The organism is Kosakonia sp. HypNH10, assembly GCF_029850615.1.
In the GTDB taxonomy this organism is placed as follows: domain Bacteria; phylum Pseudomonadota; class Gammaproteobacteria; order Enterobacterales; family Enterobacteriaceae; genus Kosakonia; species Kosakonia cowanii.
On the sequence record NZ_JAOTIU010000007.1, the window covers coordinates 80,708 to 99,096 of the forward strand.

Below are 18,389 nucleotides of genomic sequence, written 5' to 3' on the forward strand. Positions count from 1 at the left end.
TTGTTTTATGCAATAAGAATTAACGCAACCGAGCTCCACCGTAGCGTACCACTTTTGAGCATTACGCCTACCCGTTTCAATTCAATTGAATTATTTTTTCCTTCAAACGTTTTATGACTATAAGAAATAACATTTCGCGAATATGCGCTATGAGCAAATCCAGCAGATACCCCTTTGATTTCAAAAGATACTCCAGTCAGGCTTTCAGAAAAACCGGTAGCACTGGCGCTATTTCCTGCAACGACCTCTTTATGCCACCCCACCGTGTAAGACGATTTAGGTGCATCAAGATCTATAGCAACATCACTATGAAGAGTTATTGTTTTCGGGCTAGTAATTGTGATCGTCCCGTTTTTGACATCCTGATACCAATCACCGCTGTTGACATTGATGGTCACGCCACCATCAATTGTTTCAGTTTTCCCCGATTTAATCGTAGTGGTAAGAGATTTGTCAAAATTTTGCGTCAAGGTGCCCGTTACATGGTGCGTTTCATTACCAGTCACATCAGTAGTGCGGTCACCCTGAATAGTCACCTTATCACCGCCGCTGGTAATTTTTAGCGTTCGCCCATTCTGGATAGTTGTAGTCTCGCTATCGTTAAAGGTTTTGGTTTCCGCTTTTGTGACCGTTGTGGTGCGCTTTGCGAGATAGTTAAAAGTCGCATCCTGCGTGACATTATCAGTCTGCGTCTTTTTAATTGTGGTAGTGCGATGCCCGTCAATATCCACCGTTTGATCGTTTTCGACAGAGACAGACATATCTTTCTCAGAATGCAGCTGCACGGCTTCGCTGCCGGGTTTATCTTCGAAAAAGAGGTAACTGGCGTTGTCTTTGCTGCCATCCTTGCTTCTTGTCATAAAGCCCATAACGGTTGCAGCCGCAGGCAGTTCCCATGGCGGCATGCTCGATTCGTTGTAGACGCGTCCTGTGATCAGAGGACGGTCGGGATCGCCATTAATGAAATCAACAACGACCTCATCGCCAATGCGCGGAACCTGGACACCACCAAAGCCCTGGCCCGCCCAGGCGCTTGATACTCGCACCCAGCAGGAGCTTGAATCGTCGCCCTTCGCCAGGCGATCCCAATGAAATTTAACCTTTACGCGACCATAGCGATCGGTCCAGATACTTTCACCTGATGGCCCTACCACTTTCGCCGTTTGCGGGCCATAGGTGCGTGGCCAGGGCGTTTTGACTTCAGGTCGATAGGGCGTGGAAGAAGGAATAACGGAGAACTCAATGCGGTGCATTGTTTCCCCCGTATCGTTTGAAGCGTAGGGATTTTCGCGAAAATCATATTCAGCGGCAGTGACCAGATATTCACCGTTATCACCGACGAAAGGCGCGCTACTTAACTTAAATATATAACCGGGTGCAATGCCGGTTGCAGTCGCCGAACCCGCAATATGTTGATGGTCAACCTGCCATCGCTCCTGACGGATGCGCGCATATTTTTCCCCATGAACATGGTCATTAAAACGCCCCGGCCATTCGTATACATCGATATCGCCCGGCTTCGGAGACGAAGGATTTTGCCGAGCCTGGAAGAGCCAGGCATTAGGCTGGCGAAAGTCATAATCTTCAAGGCTGAATTTACCCGGTGTAACGCTATCTTCCATCGCCCACTGGCTAATCCCCTCCTCACCCGTTACGCCGCCTGAGTCAGTCGAATGGTAGGGGATCGTTTCATAACCAGGGAAGGCATCAAAAGCGGAACCGGTATCGAAAAGAACCAATTGATGGTGGCCTTGTTCATGATGAAAACAATAAGAAATTCCCTCAAGCTCCAGCAGGCGGCTGACAAAATCCAGGCTGCTTTCCTGATATTGAACGCAGTAGTCCCAAACGCGGTAACTCGCGGTCAACCTGTCATCCACGTTTATTTGATATTCGCTAAACAGCGTTTTGACTATTTCAGGGACCGTCTGGCTCTGAAAAATCCTCATATTACGGTCGCGTTTCATCGGCCAAAGGTCAGACTCAACAATTAAGTTGTAAGCAGCGTAGCGAGTACCGGATAGTTCTACAGGCCGGACGCCTGCCCGGGTTACCTTGCCGTTAAGGTAGCGGGGCATAGACAGATTCTGGGTTGGTAATGCTACCGTTACGGATTGCCCAAGCAGTTTACTGCGATCGAGACGGGGATCTTCGCTGAGTAAAGTCAGATTAAAAACAAAAGGCTCAGAGATCGCTTCACGCCCGGTCAACTGCCAAAAGAGCAACTCACTTGTTGCAGGAAGCTGTACGGAAATACGTTTATTCATTCCATCATCCCCTGGAGAACAGTAAACAATCCCCTGCGTTGCCATACACACGTGCGTATCCAACAAAGGTAGTATTCTGCTGAATCTAACCAAAGATTGTGACATTCGTTGTCATTTGCGATTAAGCATGCAACGGTGCATGCGTTCAGACCGGAGCGTCATTCCCCTGGACCTCGAAAAGAAAACAGATCTCGCTCCCTAAAACGCAATAAACCCACCAACAGTGTTGAAGAGCTAAACCGGTTTAGTTAATGTTTAGCGATACTCATTATCGGGAGAAAATCATGTCAGCTCGAGTCTGGTGTCTGGGTGACGCCGTGGTGGATCTATTGCCGCAGGGCGATGCCTGCCTGATGCAGTGCCCCGGCGGCGCGCCGGCCAATGTAGCGGTCGGCATTGCGCGCTTACAGGGAAATAGCGGTTTTATCGGGCGCGTCGGCGACGATCCCTTCGGTCACTTTATGCGCCAGACGCTGGCGAAAGAGCAGGTTGACACTGCTTATATGCGTGCCGATGCGCAGCACCGCACCTCCACCGTGGTGGTGGCGCTGGATGAAGAGGGTGAGCGCTCATTTACTTTTATGGTACGCCCGAGCGCCGACCTGTTCCTGGCTGAAACAGATCTGCCGCCGTTTGCCCGCGGCGAATGGCTGCACTGCTGCTCGATTGCGCTGGCGGCTGAGCCTTCGCGCTCCACCACTTTCAGCGCGATGGAGCGGGTGCGTAGCGCGGGCGGGTTTGTCAGCTTCGACCCCAATATTCGCCACGATTTATGGGCCGACAGCGCCCAGCTGCGCCACTGCATTGAGCGCGCGCTGGTGCTGGCAGATGTGGTGAAACTCTCGGAAGAGGAGCTGGCATTTATCGCCGACGCGCCTGATGAGGAGGTGAGCCTGCCTGAGCTGGCGGCGCGTTACGGCATCACCCTGCTGCTGGTCACTCAGGGCAAAGCTGGAGTAAAAGCCTGCCTGAACGGTAAGTGCTATCACTACCCGACGCTGCCAGTAATCAGCGTTGATACCACCGGCGCGGGCGACGCCTTTGTCGCCGGTCTGCTGTGGGGACTGGCGCAGCACGGCCTGCCCGATAGCGAACCGCAGTTAGCCGCGCGGCTGGCGAGCGCGCAAATCTGCGGTGCGCTGGCAACCACCGCCAAAGGGGCGATGACTGCCCTGCCCTGGCGCCACCAGCTTGAGGAGCAACTCGCCTGACGCGTGCGGCCTAACGTCTCGTTTTGCGAGCCGTCTCACATTCACTAAACCGGTTTAGCTAATTTCATTGCGTCCTGAAATTATGCGCGATTATGATTCGACACCTAAACCGGTTTAGCAAAAATAACTCTGTGATGATGGCTCTTCCTTAGGGATGCAAAATGATGAAAAAAAGCACGCTCGCCATAACCCTTGGTCTTATTCTCAGCGCGGGAGCGGCACAGGCCGCCGACCCGAGCATGAGTAGCATTGAGGCACGTCTTGCCGCGCTGGAGCAGCGTTTACAGGCCGCTGAGCAGCGCGCTAATGCCGCCGAAAGCCGCGCGCAGGCTGCGGAAAAACAGGCCCAGCAGTTAGCGGCCGCACAGCAAAAAACCGACACCACCACCACGCAAGTTGAGCAGCGCACCGCCAAACTGGAGCAGAAAGCCAGCGATGAAGGCGGCTTTGAGTTCCACGGCTATGCCCGCTCCGGCCTGCTGATGAGCGATTCGGCGAGCAAAACCCAGGGCGGCCCGACCGTGACGCCAGCCGGTGAGACCGGCGGCCATGTGGGTCGTCTGGGTAACGAACCGGATACCTATGTCGAGATGAACCTCGAACATAAACAGACCCTCGCCAACGGCGCGACCACCCGCTTTAAAGTGATGCTCGCCGACGGCCAGCGCACCTATAACGACTGGACCGCCTCCAGCAGCGATCTCAACCTGCGCCAGGCCTTTACGGAGATCGGCCATCTGCCGAGCTTTACCGGCGCGTTTAAAGACTCCACCGTCTGGGCGGGGAAACGCTTCGACCGCGATAACTTCGATATCCACTGGATCGACTCCGATGTGGTGTTCCTCGCCGGGACCGGTGCCGGGGTGTACGACATGAAGTGGAGCGACGAGGCGCGCAGCAACCTCTCCCTCTATGGCCGCACCTTTGGCGATATCGAAAACAGCGAAAACACCGCGCAGAACTACATCCTCTCCCTGAACAACTACTACGGCCCGGTGCAACTGATGGTTAGCGGCATGCGCGCGAAGGATAATGACGACCGCCTCGATCTGGAAGGTAATAAAGTGAAGAGCGACGCGGCGGATAACGGTGTTCACGCCCTGCTCGGCCTGCATAACGACAGCTTCTACGGCCTGCGTGAAGGTTCAGCAAAAACCGCGCTGCTTTACGGTCACGGCCTCGGTGCGGAAGTGAAAGCCATCGGCTCCGACGGCGCGCTGCTGTCGCAGGCCGATACCTGGCGCCTGGCGAGCTACGGCATCACGCCGCTCGGCGGCGGCTGGCACATAGCCCCGGCGGTGCTGGCGCAGAGCAGTAAAGATCGTTACGTCAAAGGCGACAGCTACCAGTGGGCGACCGCCAACGTGCGCCTGATTCAGGGGCTGACGGAAAACTTTGAAATGCAGTATGAAGGGACGTATCAGTACATGGATCTGCGCCCGGAAGGATACAACGGCCGCAATAACGTGAGCGGCAGCTTCTACAAACTGACCGTTGCGCCAACGCTGAAAGCGGGCGATGTCGGTGAGTTCCTGAAACGCCCGGAAATCCGCCTGTTTGCTACCTGGATGGACTGGGATCACCGGCTGGATAACTACGCCGGTGACGACGCCTTCGGCAGCGCTGGCTTCAAGGCCGGCGGCGAGTGGAACTTCGGCGTACAGATGGAAACCTGGTTCTGATAGCGCGGCCCCTGCGGGGGCCGTTTGCGTAGTCTGAAAGCCTAAAAACAAGACAGAGGTTGTTATGGATTTTGCACAAATTTCCCGCTCGCTGCTGCCCTTGCTCGGCGGCAAAGAGAATATCGCCAGCGCCGCGCACTGTGCGACGCGCCTGCGCCTGGTGCTGGTGGACGACGCGAAAGCAGACACCGCCGCGATTGGCAAACTCGACGGCGTGAAGGGCTGTTTTCGCAATGCCGGGCAGTTACAAGTCATCTTCGGCACCGGGGTGGTGAACAAAGTCTACGCCGCGTTTATTACCGAGGCGGGGATCAGCGAGTCGAGCAAATCGGAAGCCGCAGACATCGCTGCGCGCAAACTGAACCCGTTCCAGCGCATCGCCCGTTTGCTGTCGAACATCTTCGTACCGATTATTCCGGCGATTGTTGCTTCCGGCCTGTTGATGGGCCTGCTGGGGATGGTGAAGACCTACGGCTGGGTCAACCCGGATAACGCGCTCTATATCATGCTCGACATGTTCAGCTCGGCGGCGTTTATCATTCTGCCGATCCTGATTGGCTTTACCGCCGCGCGCGAGTTTGGCGGCAACCCCTATCTTGGCGCAACGCTTGGCGGCATCCTCACCCACCCGGCGCTGACCAACGCCTGGGGCGTGGCGGCGGGCTTCCACACCATGAACTTCTTCGGCATCGAAGTGGCGATGATCGGCTACCAGGGCACGGTCTTCCCGGTGCTGCTGGCGGTGTGGTTTATGAGCATGCTGGAAAAACAGCTGCGCCGGGTGATTCCGGACGCGCTGGATCTGATCCTCACCCCGTTCCTGACGGTGATTATCTCCGGTTTTATCGCCATGCTGATTATCGGCCCGGCGGGTCGCGCGCTGGGCGACGGCATCTCGTTTGTGCTCAGCACGCTGATTGCCCACGCGGGCTGGCTGGCGGGGCTGCTGTTTGGCGGGCTCTACTCGGTGATTGTGATTACCGGTGTGCACCACAGCTTCCACGCCATTGAGGCCGGGCTGCTCGGTAACCCGTCGATTGGCGTCAACTTCCTGCTGCCGATCTGGGCGATGGCCAACTTTGCGCAGGGCGGCGCGTGTCTGGCGGTGTGGTTTAAAACCAAAGACGCGAAGATCAAAGCGATTACTCTGCCGTCCGCCTTCTCGGCTATGCTCGGCATTACCGAAGCGGCGATTTTTGGTATCAACCTGCGCTTTATGAAGCCGTTTATCGCCGGATTAATTGGCGGTGCGGTCGGCGGCGCATGGGTGGTGTCGATGCATGTTTATATGACGGCGGTAGGTCTCACCGGGCTGCCGGGTCTGGCGATTGTGCAGGCCAGTTCGCTGCTTAACTATATTATCGGTATGGCTATCGCATTTAGCGTCGCCTTCATTCTCTCCTTCTTGCTGAAATACAAAACGGACGCGGAATAATGGCATCTGACTCTCTACTGCCCGCCATTTTACAGGCGGTGATGAAAGGCCAGCCGAAAGCGCTGAGCGATCCCTTCTACCCGAGCTGGCACCTGGCGCCGGTCACCGGGCTGCTCAACGACCCCAATGGATTTATCCAGCTGGGCGGGCGTTACCATCTTTTTTATCAATGGAACGCATTGGGCTGCCAGCATAAATACAAATGCTGGGGGCACTGGAGTTCAGCGGATTTACTCCACTGGCAGCATGAGCCGATTGCGCTGATGCCGGACGAAGAGTATGACCGCAGCGGCTGCTACTCCGGTAGCGCGGTGGATAACGACGGCGTGCTGACGCTCTGCTACACCGGCAACGTCAAGTTTGACGACGGCACGCGTACCGCCTGGCAGTGTCTGGCGGTGCAGAACAGCGCGGGTGGCTTCGATAAACTCGGCCCGGCGATCCCACTGCCAAACGGTTACACCGGACACGTGCGCGACCCGAAAGTGTGGCGACACGGCGACTTCTGGTACATGGTGCTTGGCGCGCAGGATCCCAATTTGCAGGGCAAAGTGCTGCTACTGCGCTCGGAAAACCTGTGGAACTGGCAGAACCTCGGTGAGATCGCCGGTAGCGGCCTCAACGGGCTGGGCGACGCGGGCTATATGTGGGAGTGCCCGGATCTCTTCGCGCTTGGCGACAGCACCTATCTTATCTGCTGCCCGCAGGGGATTACGCGCGACGAGAAGCGCTGGCTCAACACCCACCCGAGCGCTTATCTCAGCGGCGAGCTGGATTACGACAACACGCAGTTCCGTCACGGCGAGTTTCACGAGCTGGACGCCGGGTTTGAGTTCTACGCGCCGCAAACCACGCAGAGCGAAGATGGCCGCCGTTTACTGGTTGGCTGGATGGGCGTGCCGGACGGGGAAGAGATGCGCCAGCCTACCGTCGCCAACGGCTGGATCCACCAGATGACCTGCCTGCGCGAATTAACCTCGCGCAACGGTAAGCTTTATCAACAGCCAGTTATCGAACTTCAGGCGCTGCGCGGCGAGCAGCAGATTTTCAACGGCCAGGCCGATGCGCTGCCCGCGCTGGATACCGCGTCGCTGGAGCTGATTGTAGAGAGCGCAGGCGATCTCACGCTGAACTTTGCCGACACGCTGATCCTTGAGTGGCGTCAGAGTGAACTGCGCCTCGCGCGCAGAAGCTTTGAGAGCGGCGAGTGGCACTACCGCTACTGGCAAGGTGCGGCGCACAAGTTGCAGATCCTCTGCGACCGCTCAAGCGTGGAGATCTTTATCAATGATGGCGAAGGGGTGATGAGCAGCCGCTACTTCCCGCAGCAGCCTGCACGCTTAACGCTTGCGGGTGACGCAGAAGTGCGGGCGCGCTACTGGTCGTTACGTGCTTGCATGGTAGAATAAGCGCTTGTTTCTTTGAGCGATGCAAAACCGTGAGAAAACCTAAACGCGTTACCATCAGTGATATTGCCGCGCTGGCGGGGGTGTCAAAAGCCACCGCCAGCCTGGTGCTTAACGGCCGCGGCAAAGAGCTGCGCGTCGCCCAGGAGACGCGCGAGCGCGTGCAGGCGATTGCCCAGCAGCACCACTATCAGCCCAGTATTTACGCGCGCTTGCTGCGTGAAAACCGCAGCCATACGCTGGGGCTGGTGGTGCCGGAAATCATTAACTATGGTTTCGCCGTCTTCTCTCACGAACTGGAAAACCTCTGTCGCGAAGCGGGCCTGCAACTGCTTATCTCCTGCACCGATGAAAACGCCAGCCAGGAGACCGTGGTGGTCAATAACCTGGTGTCGCGCCAGGTCGATGGCCTGATTGTCGCCTCCAGCATGTTAAACGACGCCGACTACGTAAAACTGAGCGAACAGCTGCCGGTGGTGCTGTTTGACCGCCATATCAGCGACACCCAGTTGCCGCTGGTGATCACCGATTCACTCACACCCACTGCCGAGCTGGTCGAGCGCCTGGCGCGCGCCAACCCGGACGAGATCTATTTTCTTGGCGGCCAGCCGCGCTTATCGCCGACCAAAGATCGTCTTGCAGGCTTTATGCAGGGGCTTGAGCGTGCCGGTGTCACCGCGCGCCCGGAGTGGATCATTCACGGCAATTATCACCCCAGCAGCGGGTATGAGATGTTCGCCGCCCTTTGCGCGCGCCTCGGCCGCCCGCCGAAAGCGCTGTTTACCGCCGCCTGCGGCCTGCTGGAAGGGGTGCTGCGCTATATGAGCCAGCATCACCTGCTGGAGAGCGATATCCATATCGCCAGCTTCGACGATCATTACCTCTATGATTCGCTCTCGCTGCCCATCGATACCGTCGAGCAGAACATTCCGCGCCTGGCGCAGGACTGCTTCGATATCATCACGCAACTGGTGGACGGCAACGAACCGACCACGCCGCAGCGCATTCTGCCCGCCACGCTGCGCTGGCGTCATCCGTAACTCATCCCCCTGGCGCGATATTACCGCGCCAGCCAGATAAGAATCGGCTTAGCATTTAAGCGCAACGGGAGTACGTTGCGCTTGCTTCTTTCACATTTGTATTTTAGATTTCCCTAAATTTAGAAAAATCTAAAATAAAAATGCCACCATCGAATATTACCCAGTTACAGAACCAGGCAGAGCAGGCCGCTGCGCTGCTGAAAGCGATGAGCCACCCGCGCCGGTTGCTGATTTTGTGCATGCTCTGTGACGCGCCCGGCACTCCTGCGGGCGAACTCTCGGCGTTGACCGGCCTTAGCCCGTCGGCCACCTCGCAGCACCTGACGCGCATGAAAGATGAGGGGCTGATTGAGAGCGTGCGCCAGGCGCAGCGCATCACCTACTTCATCAAAGATCCCGCCGTGAACCATATCGTCAACACACTTAAGGGCATCTACTGCCCGGAGGTCTGAATATGTCCTACACATCCATTTCCCCGCACGATGCGCGGATACAACAGCAGCAGGGCGTGCCGTTGATTGATATTCGCCAGCCGGATGAGTTTCGCCGCGAACATCTGCCCGATGCCCTCTCCCTGCCGCTGGACGATCTGCTGGCCGGTAAACGCCTGAGCGCTGAGGTCGCCGCACAAACGGTGATTTTCCACTGCCAGTCCGGGATGCGTACCCAGAAAAATGTTGAAGCATTGATTCAGGCTGCCGCGCCTGCGCAGGTGCTGTTGCTGGAAGGCGGGCTGGCGAACTGGAAGCGCGCGGGCTTGCCGACGGTGCAGGACAAAGCTCAGCCGCGCCCGCTGATGCAGCAGGTGCAGATCGTTGCGGGCAGCCTGGTGCTACTTGGCGTGGTGCTCGGCTACCTGCTCAATCCGGCCTTCTTTCTGCTCTCGGGGTTTGTCGGCGCAGGCTTATTGTTCGCCGGATTAAGCGGCTGGTGCGGCATGGCGCTGCTGCTGGCGAAGATGCCGTGGAACCGATCCTGATGTGCGGCATTTCTCCTCCGGGTCAAATGAGTGATATATTTCCCGGCCTAAACCCAAGGAGACGCCATGGCGGAATTTGATTCACTCGCGCAGGAAGAGCTGGCGCAGGCAGAGGCTTTGCAGCAACAGGCACGGGATCGTGCCCTGCTCAACCAGGTACTCGACATCTATGGTCAAAAGTATGTGGCGGAGCAGTTAAAAAAAGCGGGCAAATCGGAGTGGAGCCGCGAAGCGCTCAACCGCTGGGTTAATGGCAAAGGCGCGGCGAAAACCCTTACCGCTACCGAGGAGAAGTTGCTGCGCGAGTTGCTGCCCTCCCCGCCCGCGCACCATCCCGATTACCGCTTTCGCTTTATCGATCTCTTTGCCGGTATCGGCGGCATCCGCAGCGGCTTTGAGGCGATTGGCGGGCAGTGCGTCTTTACCAGCGAGTGGAACAAAAACGCGGTGCGCACCTACAAAGCCAACTGGTATAACGACAGCGCCACGCACACTTTTAATCAGGATATCCGCGAAGTGACGCTGAGCGGCAATCCTGCTATCTCTGAAGCGCAGGCTTACGCCCATATCGCGCAGCATATTCCTGAACACGATGTGTTATTAGCCGGTTTCCCCTGCCAGCCCTTTAGCCTTGCGGGCGTCAGCAAGAAGAATGCCCTCGGGCGGGCGCACGGCTTTGAGTGCGAAGCGCAGGGAACGCTCTTTTTCGACGTCGCGCGCATTATAAAAGCCCGCCGCCCGGCAATTTTCGTGCTGGAGAACGTCAAAAACCTCAAGAGCCACGACAAAGGCAAAACCTTCAGCGTGATCATGAATACGCTTGATGAGCTGGGTTACGACGTCGCCGACGCGGAAGCCTCGGGCAAGAACGATCCGAAGATTATCGACGGCAAACACTTTCTGCCGCAGCACCGCGAGCGCATTGTGCTGGTCGGTTTTCGCCGCGACCTCGATCTCGCCGACGGCTTTACGCTGCGCGATATCGACCGCCTCTACCCGCAGCAGCACCCGACCTTTGGCGAACTGCTGGAGCCGACCGTCGACAGCAAATATGTGCTCTCGCCCAAGCTGTGGGATTACCTCTATCGCTATGCGAAGAAGCACGCCGCCAAAGGCAACGGTTTCGGTTTTGGGCTGGTCGATCCGGCTAATGCCGCCAGCGTGGCGCGCACCCTGTCGGCGCGCTATCACAAAGATGGTTCCGAAATTCTTATCGACCGCGGCTGGGATAAAGCGCTGGGCGAGGCAGACTTTACCCATGCTGAAAACCAGGCGCGCCGTCCGCGTCGCCTGACACCGCGCGAATGCGCCCGCCTGATGGGCTTTGAGAAAGTGGGCGAAAAGCCGTTTCGCATCCCGGTTTCCGACACCCAGGCTTACCGCCAGTTTGGCAACTCGGTGGTGGTGCCGGTCTTTGCCGCAGTGGCAAAACTGCTGGCGCCGCGCATCGATCTGGCGGTGAAACGGCGCAAAGAGAAGAGCAATCTGTGACGCAGAATACACTTCACTCTGCCTGAGTGAAGTGTTTAATAAGCGATCGTAAAGTTAAGCCAGGCCAGGTCGATAATTCTTGAGCAATCCCGACTCTCTTACGGACTATGGCCATGCTCAAAAACATACGTGTTATCACCGGCATTATTATCGCCCTTTCGGTATTTTGCCTTCTTCAACTGGTCACCGGGGGTCTTTTTTACTCGGCGGTCAATAACGACCGGGTCAATTTCCAGAACACCGGCGTGCTGAATGCGCAGCAAGAAAACCTTGGCGACAGCGTGAATACGCTGATCAAAACCCGCGTTACCGTCACCCGCGTGGCGATTCGCTTTCTGAAAAACCAGCGCGATCCGGCTTCCCTCGCCAGTATCGAAAAGCTGCTCAACACCGCAACCGATTCCCTGCAGAAATCTGAAACCTATTTCAGTAACTATAAAAGCACGCCGCGCGTCGCCGGGCAGGAGAGCGCACTGGCGGACGAAGTAGCGCAAAACATCACTAAGATGCACGATGTGTTGCAGCAGTCGATCGCCTTCCTGCGTGCCAACAATTATGAAGCCTATGGCAACCTGGATGCGCAGCAGGCGCAGGATGATATGGATGCCAGTTATGCCAAATGGCGTACCGAAAACAACACCTTCCTGCAGGCAGCCGCGCAGCAGAACCAGCACAGCTTTACCAGCATGCAGTGGACGCTGGGGGTGATTCTGCTGGCCGTGATTGCGGTGATGGTGATGATCTGGCTCGGCCTGCAACACCTGCTGTTGCGCCCGCTGCACAGCGTGATGAACCATATTCGCGCCATTGCCGGGGGTGATTTGACACAGTCCATTGCGGCGCAAGGACGTAACGAGATGAGCCAGCTGGCGGCCGGTCTGCATGAGATGCAATCTTCGCTGGTGAAAACCGTCAGCGCGGTGCGCAACAGTTCAGATTCGATCTATACCGGGGCCAGCGAAATCTCGACCGGCAATAACGATCTCTCTTCACGTACCGAGCAGCAGGCGGCGTCGCTGGAAGAGACCGCTGCCAGCATGGAGCAGCTGACCGCAACGGTGAAACAGAACACCGATAACGCCCGTCAGGCGTCGCAGTTGGCGAAAACCGCGTCTGATACCGCTGCACGCGGCGGCCAGGTGGTGAGCAATGTGGTGCGTACGATGAGCGAGATCTCTGACAGTTCCCAGCAGATCGCCCATATTACCAGCGTGATTGACGGAATTGCCTTCCAGACCAATATCCTGGCACTGAACGCCGCCGTTGAAGCGGCGCGCGCGGGTGAACAGGGCCGTGGCTTCGCCGTGGTCGCAGGCGAAGTGCGCACGCTGGCAAGCCGCAGCGCGCAGGCGGCAAAAGAGATCAAAACGCTGATCGAAAACTCTGTGAACCGCGTCAACTCCGGCACCACGCTGGTAGCGGAAGCGGGCGATACCATGAAAGAGATCGTCAATGCCGTTACCCGCGTGACGGATATTATGGGCGAGATTGCTTCAGCATCCGATGAGCAGAGCAAAGGTATTGAGCAGGTGAGCCTGGCCGTGTCGCAGATGGATAGCGTGACGCAGCAGAACGCCTCGCTGGTGCAGGAGTCCGCCGCTGCATCCGCCGCCCTTGAAGAGCAGGCAGAGCAGTTGCGCCAGGCCGTTGCCGTGTTTCGCGTCAACGGGCACAGCGCGCTGCTGAATGCCAAACCGGGTAAACCGAGCGTCGCGCCGCTGCGCCCGGTGGCTACCGCCAGCGCGGGCAGCGGTGACGGCAACTGGGAAACCTTCTGACAGACACCCGCGCGATGAAGCTGTCGCGCGGGTTACGCTGCCACCCACTGCGTAATCTCGTGATGTAAGTGTTCGATATACCGCGTCAATTTCGGGAGCGGTCGGCTGTCCTGGCGATAAACCAGATTCACCGGCCGCGGCCTGGGCGTGAAGGGCTGCATGATGCGCACCAGCGTGCCGTTTGCCAGCTCCTCGCGCACCAGGATTTCCGGCTGCAACAGCAGCCCCGCTCCGGCAATCGCCGCCATCCGTAACCCCTGCCCGTCATTGCAGCGCAGCACCGGATCGCGCTGCCAGCTCATCTCTCCCGCTTCGCCCGGCAATTTCCACTCATTGCGCCGGTTCCACACCCCATTCGACAGACAGCGGTGATCGCGCAGCGCCTCGGGTGAGGCCGGCTCGCCATAACGCGCCAGATAGTCAGGTGCGGCACATATCACCATCCGGTAGAGGCAGAGCGGTTTTACCACCACGTCCTCACTGTTCACCGCGCCGATGCGGATCGCCAGATCGAACCCCTCCTCCAGCAGATCGACACTGCGATTACTCAAATCGAGATCGACCCGCACCTGCGGCCACGCCGTGAGAAAGGTGGCGGTGATGGGTGCGATAACGCAGCCGCCAAAGGTAGTTGAGGCGCTGACGCGCAGCGTACCGGCAGGTGCCGCGCGCAGCCGCTCGACCGAGGTTTCGGCAATATGCACCTGCTCCAGCACCCGCCGCGCCTCCTCATAGAAGACGCGACCGGCATCCGTCAGGCTCTGACGTCGGGTGTTGCGCGCCAGCAGGCGTGTCGCCAGGCTGTTTTCGAGTTGAGCAATGTATTTACCAACCATCACCGCAGAGATCTCCAGCCTGGCGGCGGCCTGAGTAAATGATCCCGCCTCTACCACGGCGACAAACACCGCCATACTGCGCAGCTTATCCATAGTGCAAACCATTAGTTAGGAATGAATAAACATTCAGAGCATTTATCTTATCAATGATTAGCGAAAAAATGACCACTCCGCACACTGAAGGAGAGCTGAAATGAAGATTATCGTAATCGGTGCTACCGGCACCCTTGGCCGCGCAGTGGTGGCTGAGCTGGGTAAAGATAACGAGGTGATAAGCGTCGGGTTAACCCACGGCGAGTTACAGGTCGATTTAACCCGTGATGAGAGCGTTGAGGCGCTGTTCGCGCAGACCGGACGCGTCGACGCGATTATCGCCACTACTGGCTCGCTCTTTTTCGGCCCGCTGACGGCAATGCGCGCAGAGGATTTTGCTTTTGGCCTTAACGACAAACTGTTGGGCCAGGTGCGGCTGTCGCTTATAGGTCAGCACTATCTTAATGATGGCGGCTCGATCACGTTGACCAGCGGCATTATCCGCAGTGAACCCATTGCGCAGGGGGTGAATGCTACCGCGGTCAATGCGGCACTGGAGGGGTTTGTGCGTGCCGCGGCGTGCGAGTTACCGCGCGGCTTACGCATTAACGTCGTCAGCCCGACGGTGCTCAGCGAATCCGTTGAAAAATATGGCGCCTTCTTCCCGGGGTTTGAAAGTGTGCCCGCCGCGCGCGCTGCGCTGGCCTATCGACGCAGTGTTCACGGCGTGCAGACAGGCCGCACCTTTACCGTCGGGTATTAAGCGCGCTGGCTTTCGTCGCCCGCCGGTTGCTCCGCCGGTTTCAACAGGGTGGTGAACTGCGTCCACTGCTGCTGTAACGCGCTGATGTGGTTTTTCTCAAGCGCAGTGATAAACGGCAGCGAACCGCTGTTTTCCACCCGCTGATTCATCTGCGCAAACCAGCTCTTACTGTCGCCAGCGTTAGCGGTGATCGCCAGCATCGCCTTGCGGTCCGCCTGCGAGGAGTGTGTTCCGGCATCAAGCTGTTCGATCGCCTGCTGGCTCTGTTTCGCCTGAGCGGTGTCGCCACGGCTTTGCGCCAGCGCCGCCGACTGGGTCAGCACCGCGCGGTTGGTCTGATCCGCCTGTTCGCCTTTCTTTGCCACAAACCCGGCGACGAAATCGCGCGCCTGCTGCTGGTAATCCGCAGAGACAAACTTATCTACCACATAATTGAGTTTCACCTGGGTCATCGCGACATCCATGCCGAGGGTGGTCTCATCACCGCTGCCTTGCGGCGAGGTCAACGCCTGGTGCAGCGCCGTGGCCATGTCATCGGCATTGATGGTGGAGTGCTGGAAAAAGTCGATAAAGCTTACCGCGTCGTTGGCGGTCGCCGGGTCGCCATAGAAGGCGCTGGCAAGGCTCGGCCCGCGTGCATAAGAGGCCATATCGTTATTACGCAGGACGGCCATCTCGCGGGCGACCTTTTCGCTCTGCTCTTTGGTTGGTTTTGGCTGGCTCTCTGCGCCGCGCGCCAGCGCTTCTGCAGAGATAGAGACAGAAATCGAACTCTCGGTGACAATCTCTTTGCCACCAAACGTTATTGTTTTTGACGCACGCACTTCATATTGCGACTGCGCTGCCGCAGAGGCACTGACTTCCTGAATGCTCATTTCGCTTCCTAAAAGTGATTGCTAACGTGATATTTATCGACGTCATCAGCATTCTCTTTAAGGTTTTGGCGAAAAAATGTGCACTTGATCGGCGTGGGGCGGAGAACCGCCCCGGAAGGATCAGTCGCGGGATTGCACCCAGAAGGCGTGGATCAGGCCCGGGATGTAACCCAGCAGCGTGAGCAGAATGTTAAGAAGAAACGCCAGGCCTAAGCCTTTCCCGAGCAGTACGCCCAGCGGCGGAAGAAGAATCGTAATGACAATACGCCAAAAGCCCATATAGCCTCCTGTGCAAAGTAAATTCCAGGTGATTGATAATTTACACAATCTGTTTAAGCGTAGCCGCTACAGGCCACAGTGCCAATCAGCCATCAAGAGGTTTACCCTCTTTTACGCTGTACCACGCTCGCTGTTCAGTCTATGTTTACTCTTACAACCTCGTTACAAAGGAGAGACGTATGTTTGCTGTAGGCGATATCGTTCAACCACGCATTGGCGGCCCGAAACTCAAAGTGCTCGAAGTGCATGATGACCAGATTGTTGCGGTGCCCACTCACGACGAACAGGCGGAAAAGCTGACGCTTAAAGCCGATGACGTCGAGCTGTACAAAGAAGAGGGCGACTTTGGTGTCTGCTGAGTGATTGCGGTGGGCTCGCCCGCCGCCTAACGGCATACATACCCACTTCTGACGCGTAAAACCCCAACTCCTCCAGACCGCATCTTATGCTGCTAAAAACGCCTTACTAGCATAAAACATACTGCCTCAACGCTTTTCACTCTTCGCCAAAGCATAGCGCGCTGCGCTGACCGTTACACCCCGCAAGCAAAAGCTGTAACACGATGAAAATTAAAGCTTTCATACCAGGCCCCAACAATAATAGGGCAATGCGTAAAATTGCAGCAGTTGCAGAGCACTTTATCCAGGCGGCAGTCAAAAATAAAAATTAATAGCTAGTTGAGAGTTTTAAATCAGACAGATACGCTATGCGCGTAAATAAGTCCGTTTTAAAACGCTAAGCATCTTCATTGCGCCATCATTTTTCAAGGAGCTTCATCATGTTCTCTTCGCAGTCTCGCCTGCGCCACGCCGCTGCGGACACTTTCGCGATGGTGGTCTACTGTTCAGTAGTGAACATGGTGATTGAAATATTCCTCTCCGGAATGAGCTTTGAGCAGTCCCTTTCCTCTCGTCTGGTGGCGATCCCGGTTAACATTATTATTGCCTGGCCTTATGGCTTTTATCGCGATCTCTTTATGCACTATGCGCGCCGCATAAGCCCCGCAGGCTGGATGAAAAATCTGGCGGATGTGCTGGCGTATGTCACTTTTCAGTCGCCGGTGTATGTGGCGATTTTATGGTCGGTCGGTGCGGACTGGCAGCAGATTATGGCGGCGGTCAGTTCAAATATCGTGATTTCGATGTTGATGGGTGCGGTGTACGGCTATTTCCTCGACTACTGCCGCCGTCTCTTCCGGGTGAGTCATTACCACCAGGCGAAAGCCTGATGGCAGCTCTCGATTAGTGCTGTTCGCCGAACAGGCCAGTCAGGAAGCGCTCAAGCGCCATACGCGAACTGAAACCATGCGGAATGCCGTAATGATCCTGTTCATGACCGCCCAGGTAGAGCGGGAAATTGTGGTAGTGATCGCACAACTTAATGTCCGATGCGGGATCGGCCAGCGATGAACTGCGCTCTTTCAGGGTTGGATGGATAATCAGCGCCGTGCGGCCCATACGAGCTTCACGGTTAACATAAACATAGTTTTCGCCACGGCGATAACCGTACGCTTTGTTGGTCGCCACATCCATCGTAAAGCCGACATTCTCCAGCACGCGCGCCACTTCATCGGGTCGTAAATACATAGATTTTCCTCATCATCTCTCAACTGCTTCGCAACCTTACAGTACTGAGCATGGTCAGTGACTCAGAAAATTCCACAAACTGCGCGTAAAAGGGCGTTTGCCGTTTGGCCTGTAAAATTATGGTCTACGCTTAAAAGCACACCAAAAAAAGGGAGGCTACTATGTTAAACAGACCCACACGCCGTGAAGTAGATGAAGGTGTTGAAGATATCAATAATGATGTCAACCAGTTAGCTGATAGCCTGGAAGAGTTGCTTAAATCCTGGGGCAGCGACGCGAAAGATGAAGGCGAATCTGCGCGCCGTAAAGCACAGGCGCTGCTGAAAGAGACTCGCGCCCGCATGCATGGTCGCAACCGTGTGCAACAAGCAGCACGTGACGCCGTCGGCTGTGCCGATAGCTTTGTGAAAGACCGTCCGTGGTGCAGCGTAGGTGCTGCTGCTGCCGTCGGTATTTTTGTCGGTGCGCTGCTCAGCTTCCGTCGTTAATTTATACAAATAATCTGAAACCTCTGCCTATCCTGCCGGATGGCAGGGGTTTTTCTTTGTCCTTTTTCCACCCCGCTTTACAATACGCGGCGACATTTCGCCCTTACCCATTCAGCCACTTCCCTGGGCACGGCCTGTGTCTTTTTCCCATATATTGTATGGTTGATAAAATTTATAGCTACATCTAGTATCTCTTCTTGTGCTCCATACACTAACTGACGCGACTTATCGCGCCGCTCT

18 protein-coding genes are annotated in these 18,389 nt (G+C 56.6%); 13 read left to right on the forward strand and 5 right to left on the reverse strand.

Going from position 1 to position 18,389, the window contains the following annotated elements; translation table 11 throughout:
* Window positions 1-5 precede the first annotated feature (5 nt).
* Complete coding sequence (gene tssI, locus N7V53_RS18395) at window positions 6-2,267, reverse strand: type VI secretion system tip protein TssI/VgrG (protein WP_279794365.1); 2,262 nt, start codon at window positions 2,265-2,267, stop codon at window positions 6-8.
* A gap of 284 nt (window positions 2,268-2,551) precedes the next feature.
* On the opposite strand from tssI, the gene N7V53_RS18400 reads away from it, so the two are divergent.
* The 9 genes from N7V53_RS18400 to N7V53_RS18440 all read left to right on the forward strand — a co-directional run bounded on the left by N7V53_RS18400 (window position 2,552) and on the right by N7V53_RS18440 (window position 13,289).
* A complete protein-coding gene (locus N7V53_RS18400; RefSeq protein WP_279794366.1) occupies window positions 2,552-3,478 on the forward strand; it encodes an aminoimidazole riboside kinase in 927 nt (308 codons plus the stop codon).
* Between the two features lie 164 nt (window positions 3,479-3,642).
* Window positions 3,643-5,160: a carbohydrate porin gene (locus N7V53_RS18405; protein ID WP_023480624.1), complete on the forward strand. Its 1,518-nt coding sequence runs from the start codon at window positions 3,643-3,645 to the stop codon at window positions 5,158-5,160.
* A gap of 64 nt (window positions 5,161-5,224) precedes the next feature.
* Window positions 5,225-6,595 (forward strand): sucrose-specific PTS transporter subunit IIBC, encoded by a 1,371-nt coding sequence (locus N7V53_RS18410; RefSeq protein ID WP_023480595.1) that lies wholly within the window; start codon window positions 5,225-5,227, stop codon window positions 6,593-6,595.
* A complete protein-coding gene (locus tag N7V53_RS18415) occupies window positions 6,595-8,004 on the forward strand; it encodes a sucrose-6-phosphate hydrolase (protein WP_279794368.1) in 1,410 nt (469 codons plus the stop codon). Before N7V53_RS18410 ends, N7V53_RS18415 begins: the two co-directional genes overlap by 1 nt.
* A gap of 29 nt (window positions 8,005-8,033) precedes the next feature.
* Window positions 8,034-9,041: a LacI family DNA-binding transcriptional regulator gene (locus tag N7V53_RS18420; protein ID WP_279794369.1), complete on the forward strand. Its 1,008-nt coding sequence runs from the start codon at window positions 8,034-8,036 to the stop codon at window positions 9,039-9,041.
* A 140-nt stretch (window positions 9,042-9,181) separates the two neighbouring features.
* Window positions 9,182-9,493, forward strand: a complete 312-nt coding sequence (locus N7V53_RS18425) for a metalloregulator ArsR/SmtB family transcription factor (protein ID WP_042712534.1) — start codon at window positions 9,182-9,184, stop codon at window positions 9,491-9,493.
* Window positions 9,494-9,495: 2 nt separating this feature from the next.
* Window positions 9,496-10,020: a rhodanese family protein gene (locus tag N7V53_RS18430; RefSeq protein WP_279794371.1), complete on the forward strand. Its 525-nt coding sequence runs from the start codon at window positions 9,496-9,498 to the stop codon at window positions 10,018-10,020.
* A 66-nt stretch (window positions 10,021-10,086) separates the two neighbouring features.
* A complete protein-coding gene (locus tag N7V53_RS18435; RefSeq protein WP_279794374.1) occupies window positions 10,087-11,511 on the forward strand; it encodes a DNA cytosine methyltransferase in 1,425 nt (474 codons plus the stop codon).
* A gap of 113 nt (window positions 11,512-11,624) precedes the next feature.
* Entirely contained in the window at window positions 11,625-13,289 is a 1,665-nt protein-coding gene (locus N7V53_RS18440) for a methyl-accepting chemotaxis protein (protein WP_279794375.1), read from the forward strand.
* 32 nt (window positions 13,290-13,321) lie between these two features.
* On the opposite strand, the gene N7V53_RS18445 is transcribed toward N7V53_RS18440, so the two are convergent.
* Complete coding sequence (locus N7V53_RS18445; RefSeq protein ID WP_279794377.1) at window positions 13,322-14,218, reverse strand: LysR family transcriptional regulator; 897 nt, start codon at window positions 14,216-14,218, stop codon at window positions 13,322-13,324.
* Window positions 14,219-14,318: 100 nt separating this feature from the next.
* On the opposite strand from N7V53_RS18445, the gene N7V53_RS18450 reads away from it, so the two are divergent.
* Window positions 14,319-14,921: a short chain dehydrogenase gene (locus N7V53_RS18450; protein ID WP_279794379.1), complete on the forward strand. Its 603-nt coding sequence runs from the start codon at window positions 14,319-14,321 to the stop codon at window positions 14,919-14,921.
* Here N7V53_RS18450 and N7V53_RS18455 read toward each other — a convergent pair.
* Both N7V53_RS18455 and N7V53_RS18460 read right to left on the reverse strand, forming a co-directional pair.
* On the reverse strand, window positions 14,918-15,796 hold the full coding sequence (locus tag N7V53_RS18455; protein ID WP_279794380.1) for a hypothetical protein: 879 nt from the start codon (window positions 15,794-15,796) through the stop codon (window positions 14,918-14,920). The genes N7V53_RS18450 and N7V53_RS18455 overlap by 4 nt on opposite strands.
* Before the next feature lie 120 nt (window positions 15,797-15,916).
* Window positions 15,917-16,075, reverse strand: coding sequence for a YqaE/Pmp3 family membrane protein (locus N7V53_RS18460; RefSeq protein ID WP_023480545.1), 159 nt, complete (start codon window positions 16,073-16,075; stop codon window positions 15,917-15,919).
* 179 nt (window positions 16,076-16,254) lie between these two features.
* Here N7V53_RS18460 and N7V53_RS18465 point away from each other — a divergent pair, with 179 nt between their 5' ends.
* Both N7V53_RS18465 and alaE read left to right on the forward strand, forming a co-directional pair.
* Window positions 16,255-16,434 carry a hypothetical protein gene (locus tag N7V53_RS18465; RefSeq protein ID WP_054803942.1) on the forward strand — a complete coding sequence of 60 codons (180 nt, stop codon included), beginning with the start codon at window positions 16,255-16,257 and terminating at the stop codon, window positions 16,432-16,434.
* A gap of 419 nt (window positions 16,435-16,853) precedes the next feature.
* Complete coding sequence (alaE, locus tag N7V53_RS18470) at window positions 16,854-17,303, forward strand: L-alanine exporter AlaE (RefSeq protein WP_124967464.1); 450 nt, start codon at window positions 16,854-16,856, stop codon at window positions 17,301-17,303.
* Window positions 17,304-17,316: 13 nt separating this feature from the next.
* On the opposite strand, the gene N7V53_RS18475 is transcribed toward alaE, so the two are convergent.
* Window positions 17,317-17,661, reverse strand: coding sequence for a DUF2002 family protein (locus N7V53_RS18475; RefSeq protein ID WP_023480645.1), 345 nt, complete (start codon window positions 17,659-17,661; stop codon window positions 17,317-17,319).
* A gap of 161 nt (window positions 17,662-17,822) precedes the next feature.
* On the opposite strand from N7V53_RS18475, the gene N7V53_RS18480 reads away from it, so the two are divergent.
* Window positions 17,823-18,149: a DUF883 domain-containing protein gene (locus N7V53_RS18480; protein ID WP_023480666.1), complete on the forward strand. Its 327-nt coding sequence runs from the start codon at window positions 17,823-17,825 to the stop codon at window positions 18,147-18,149.
* Window positions 18,150-18,389 lie beyond the last annotated feature (240 nt).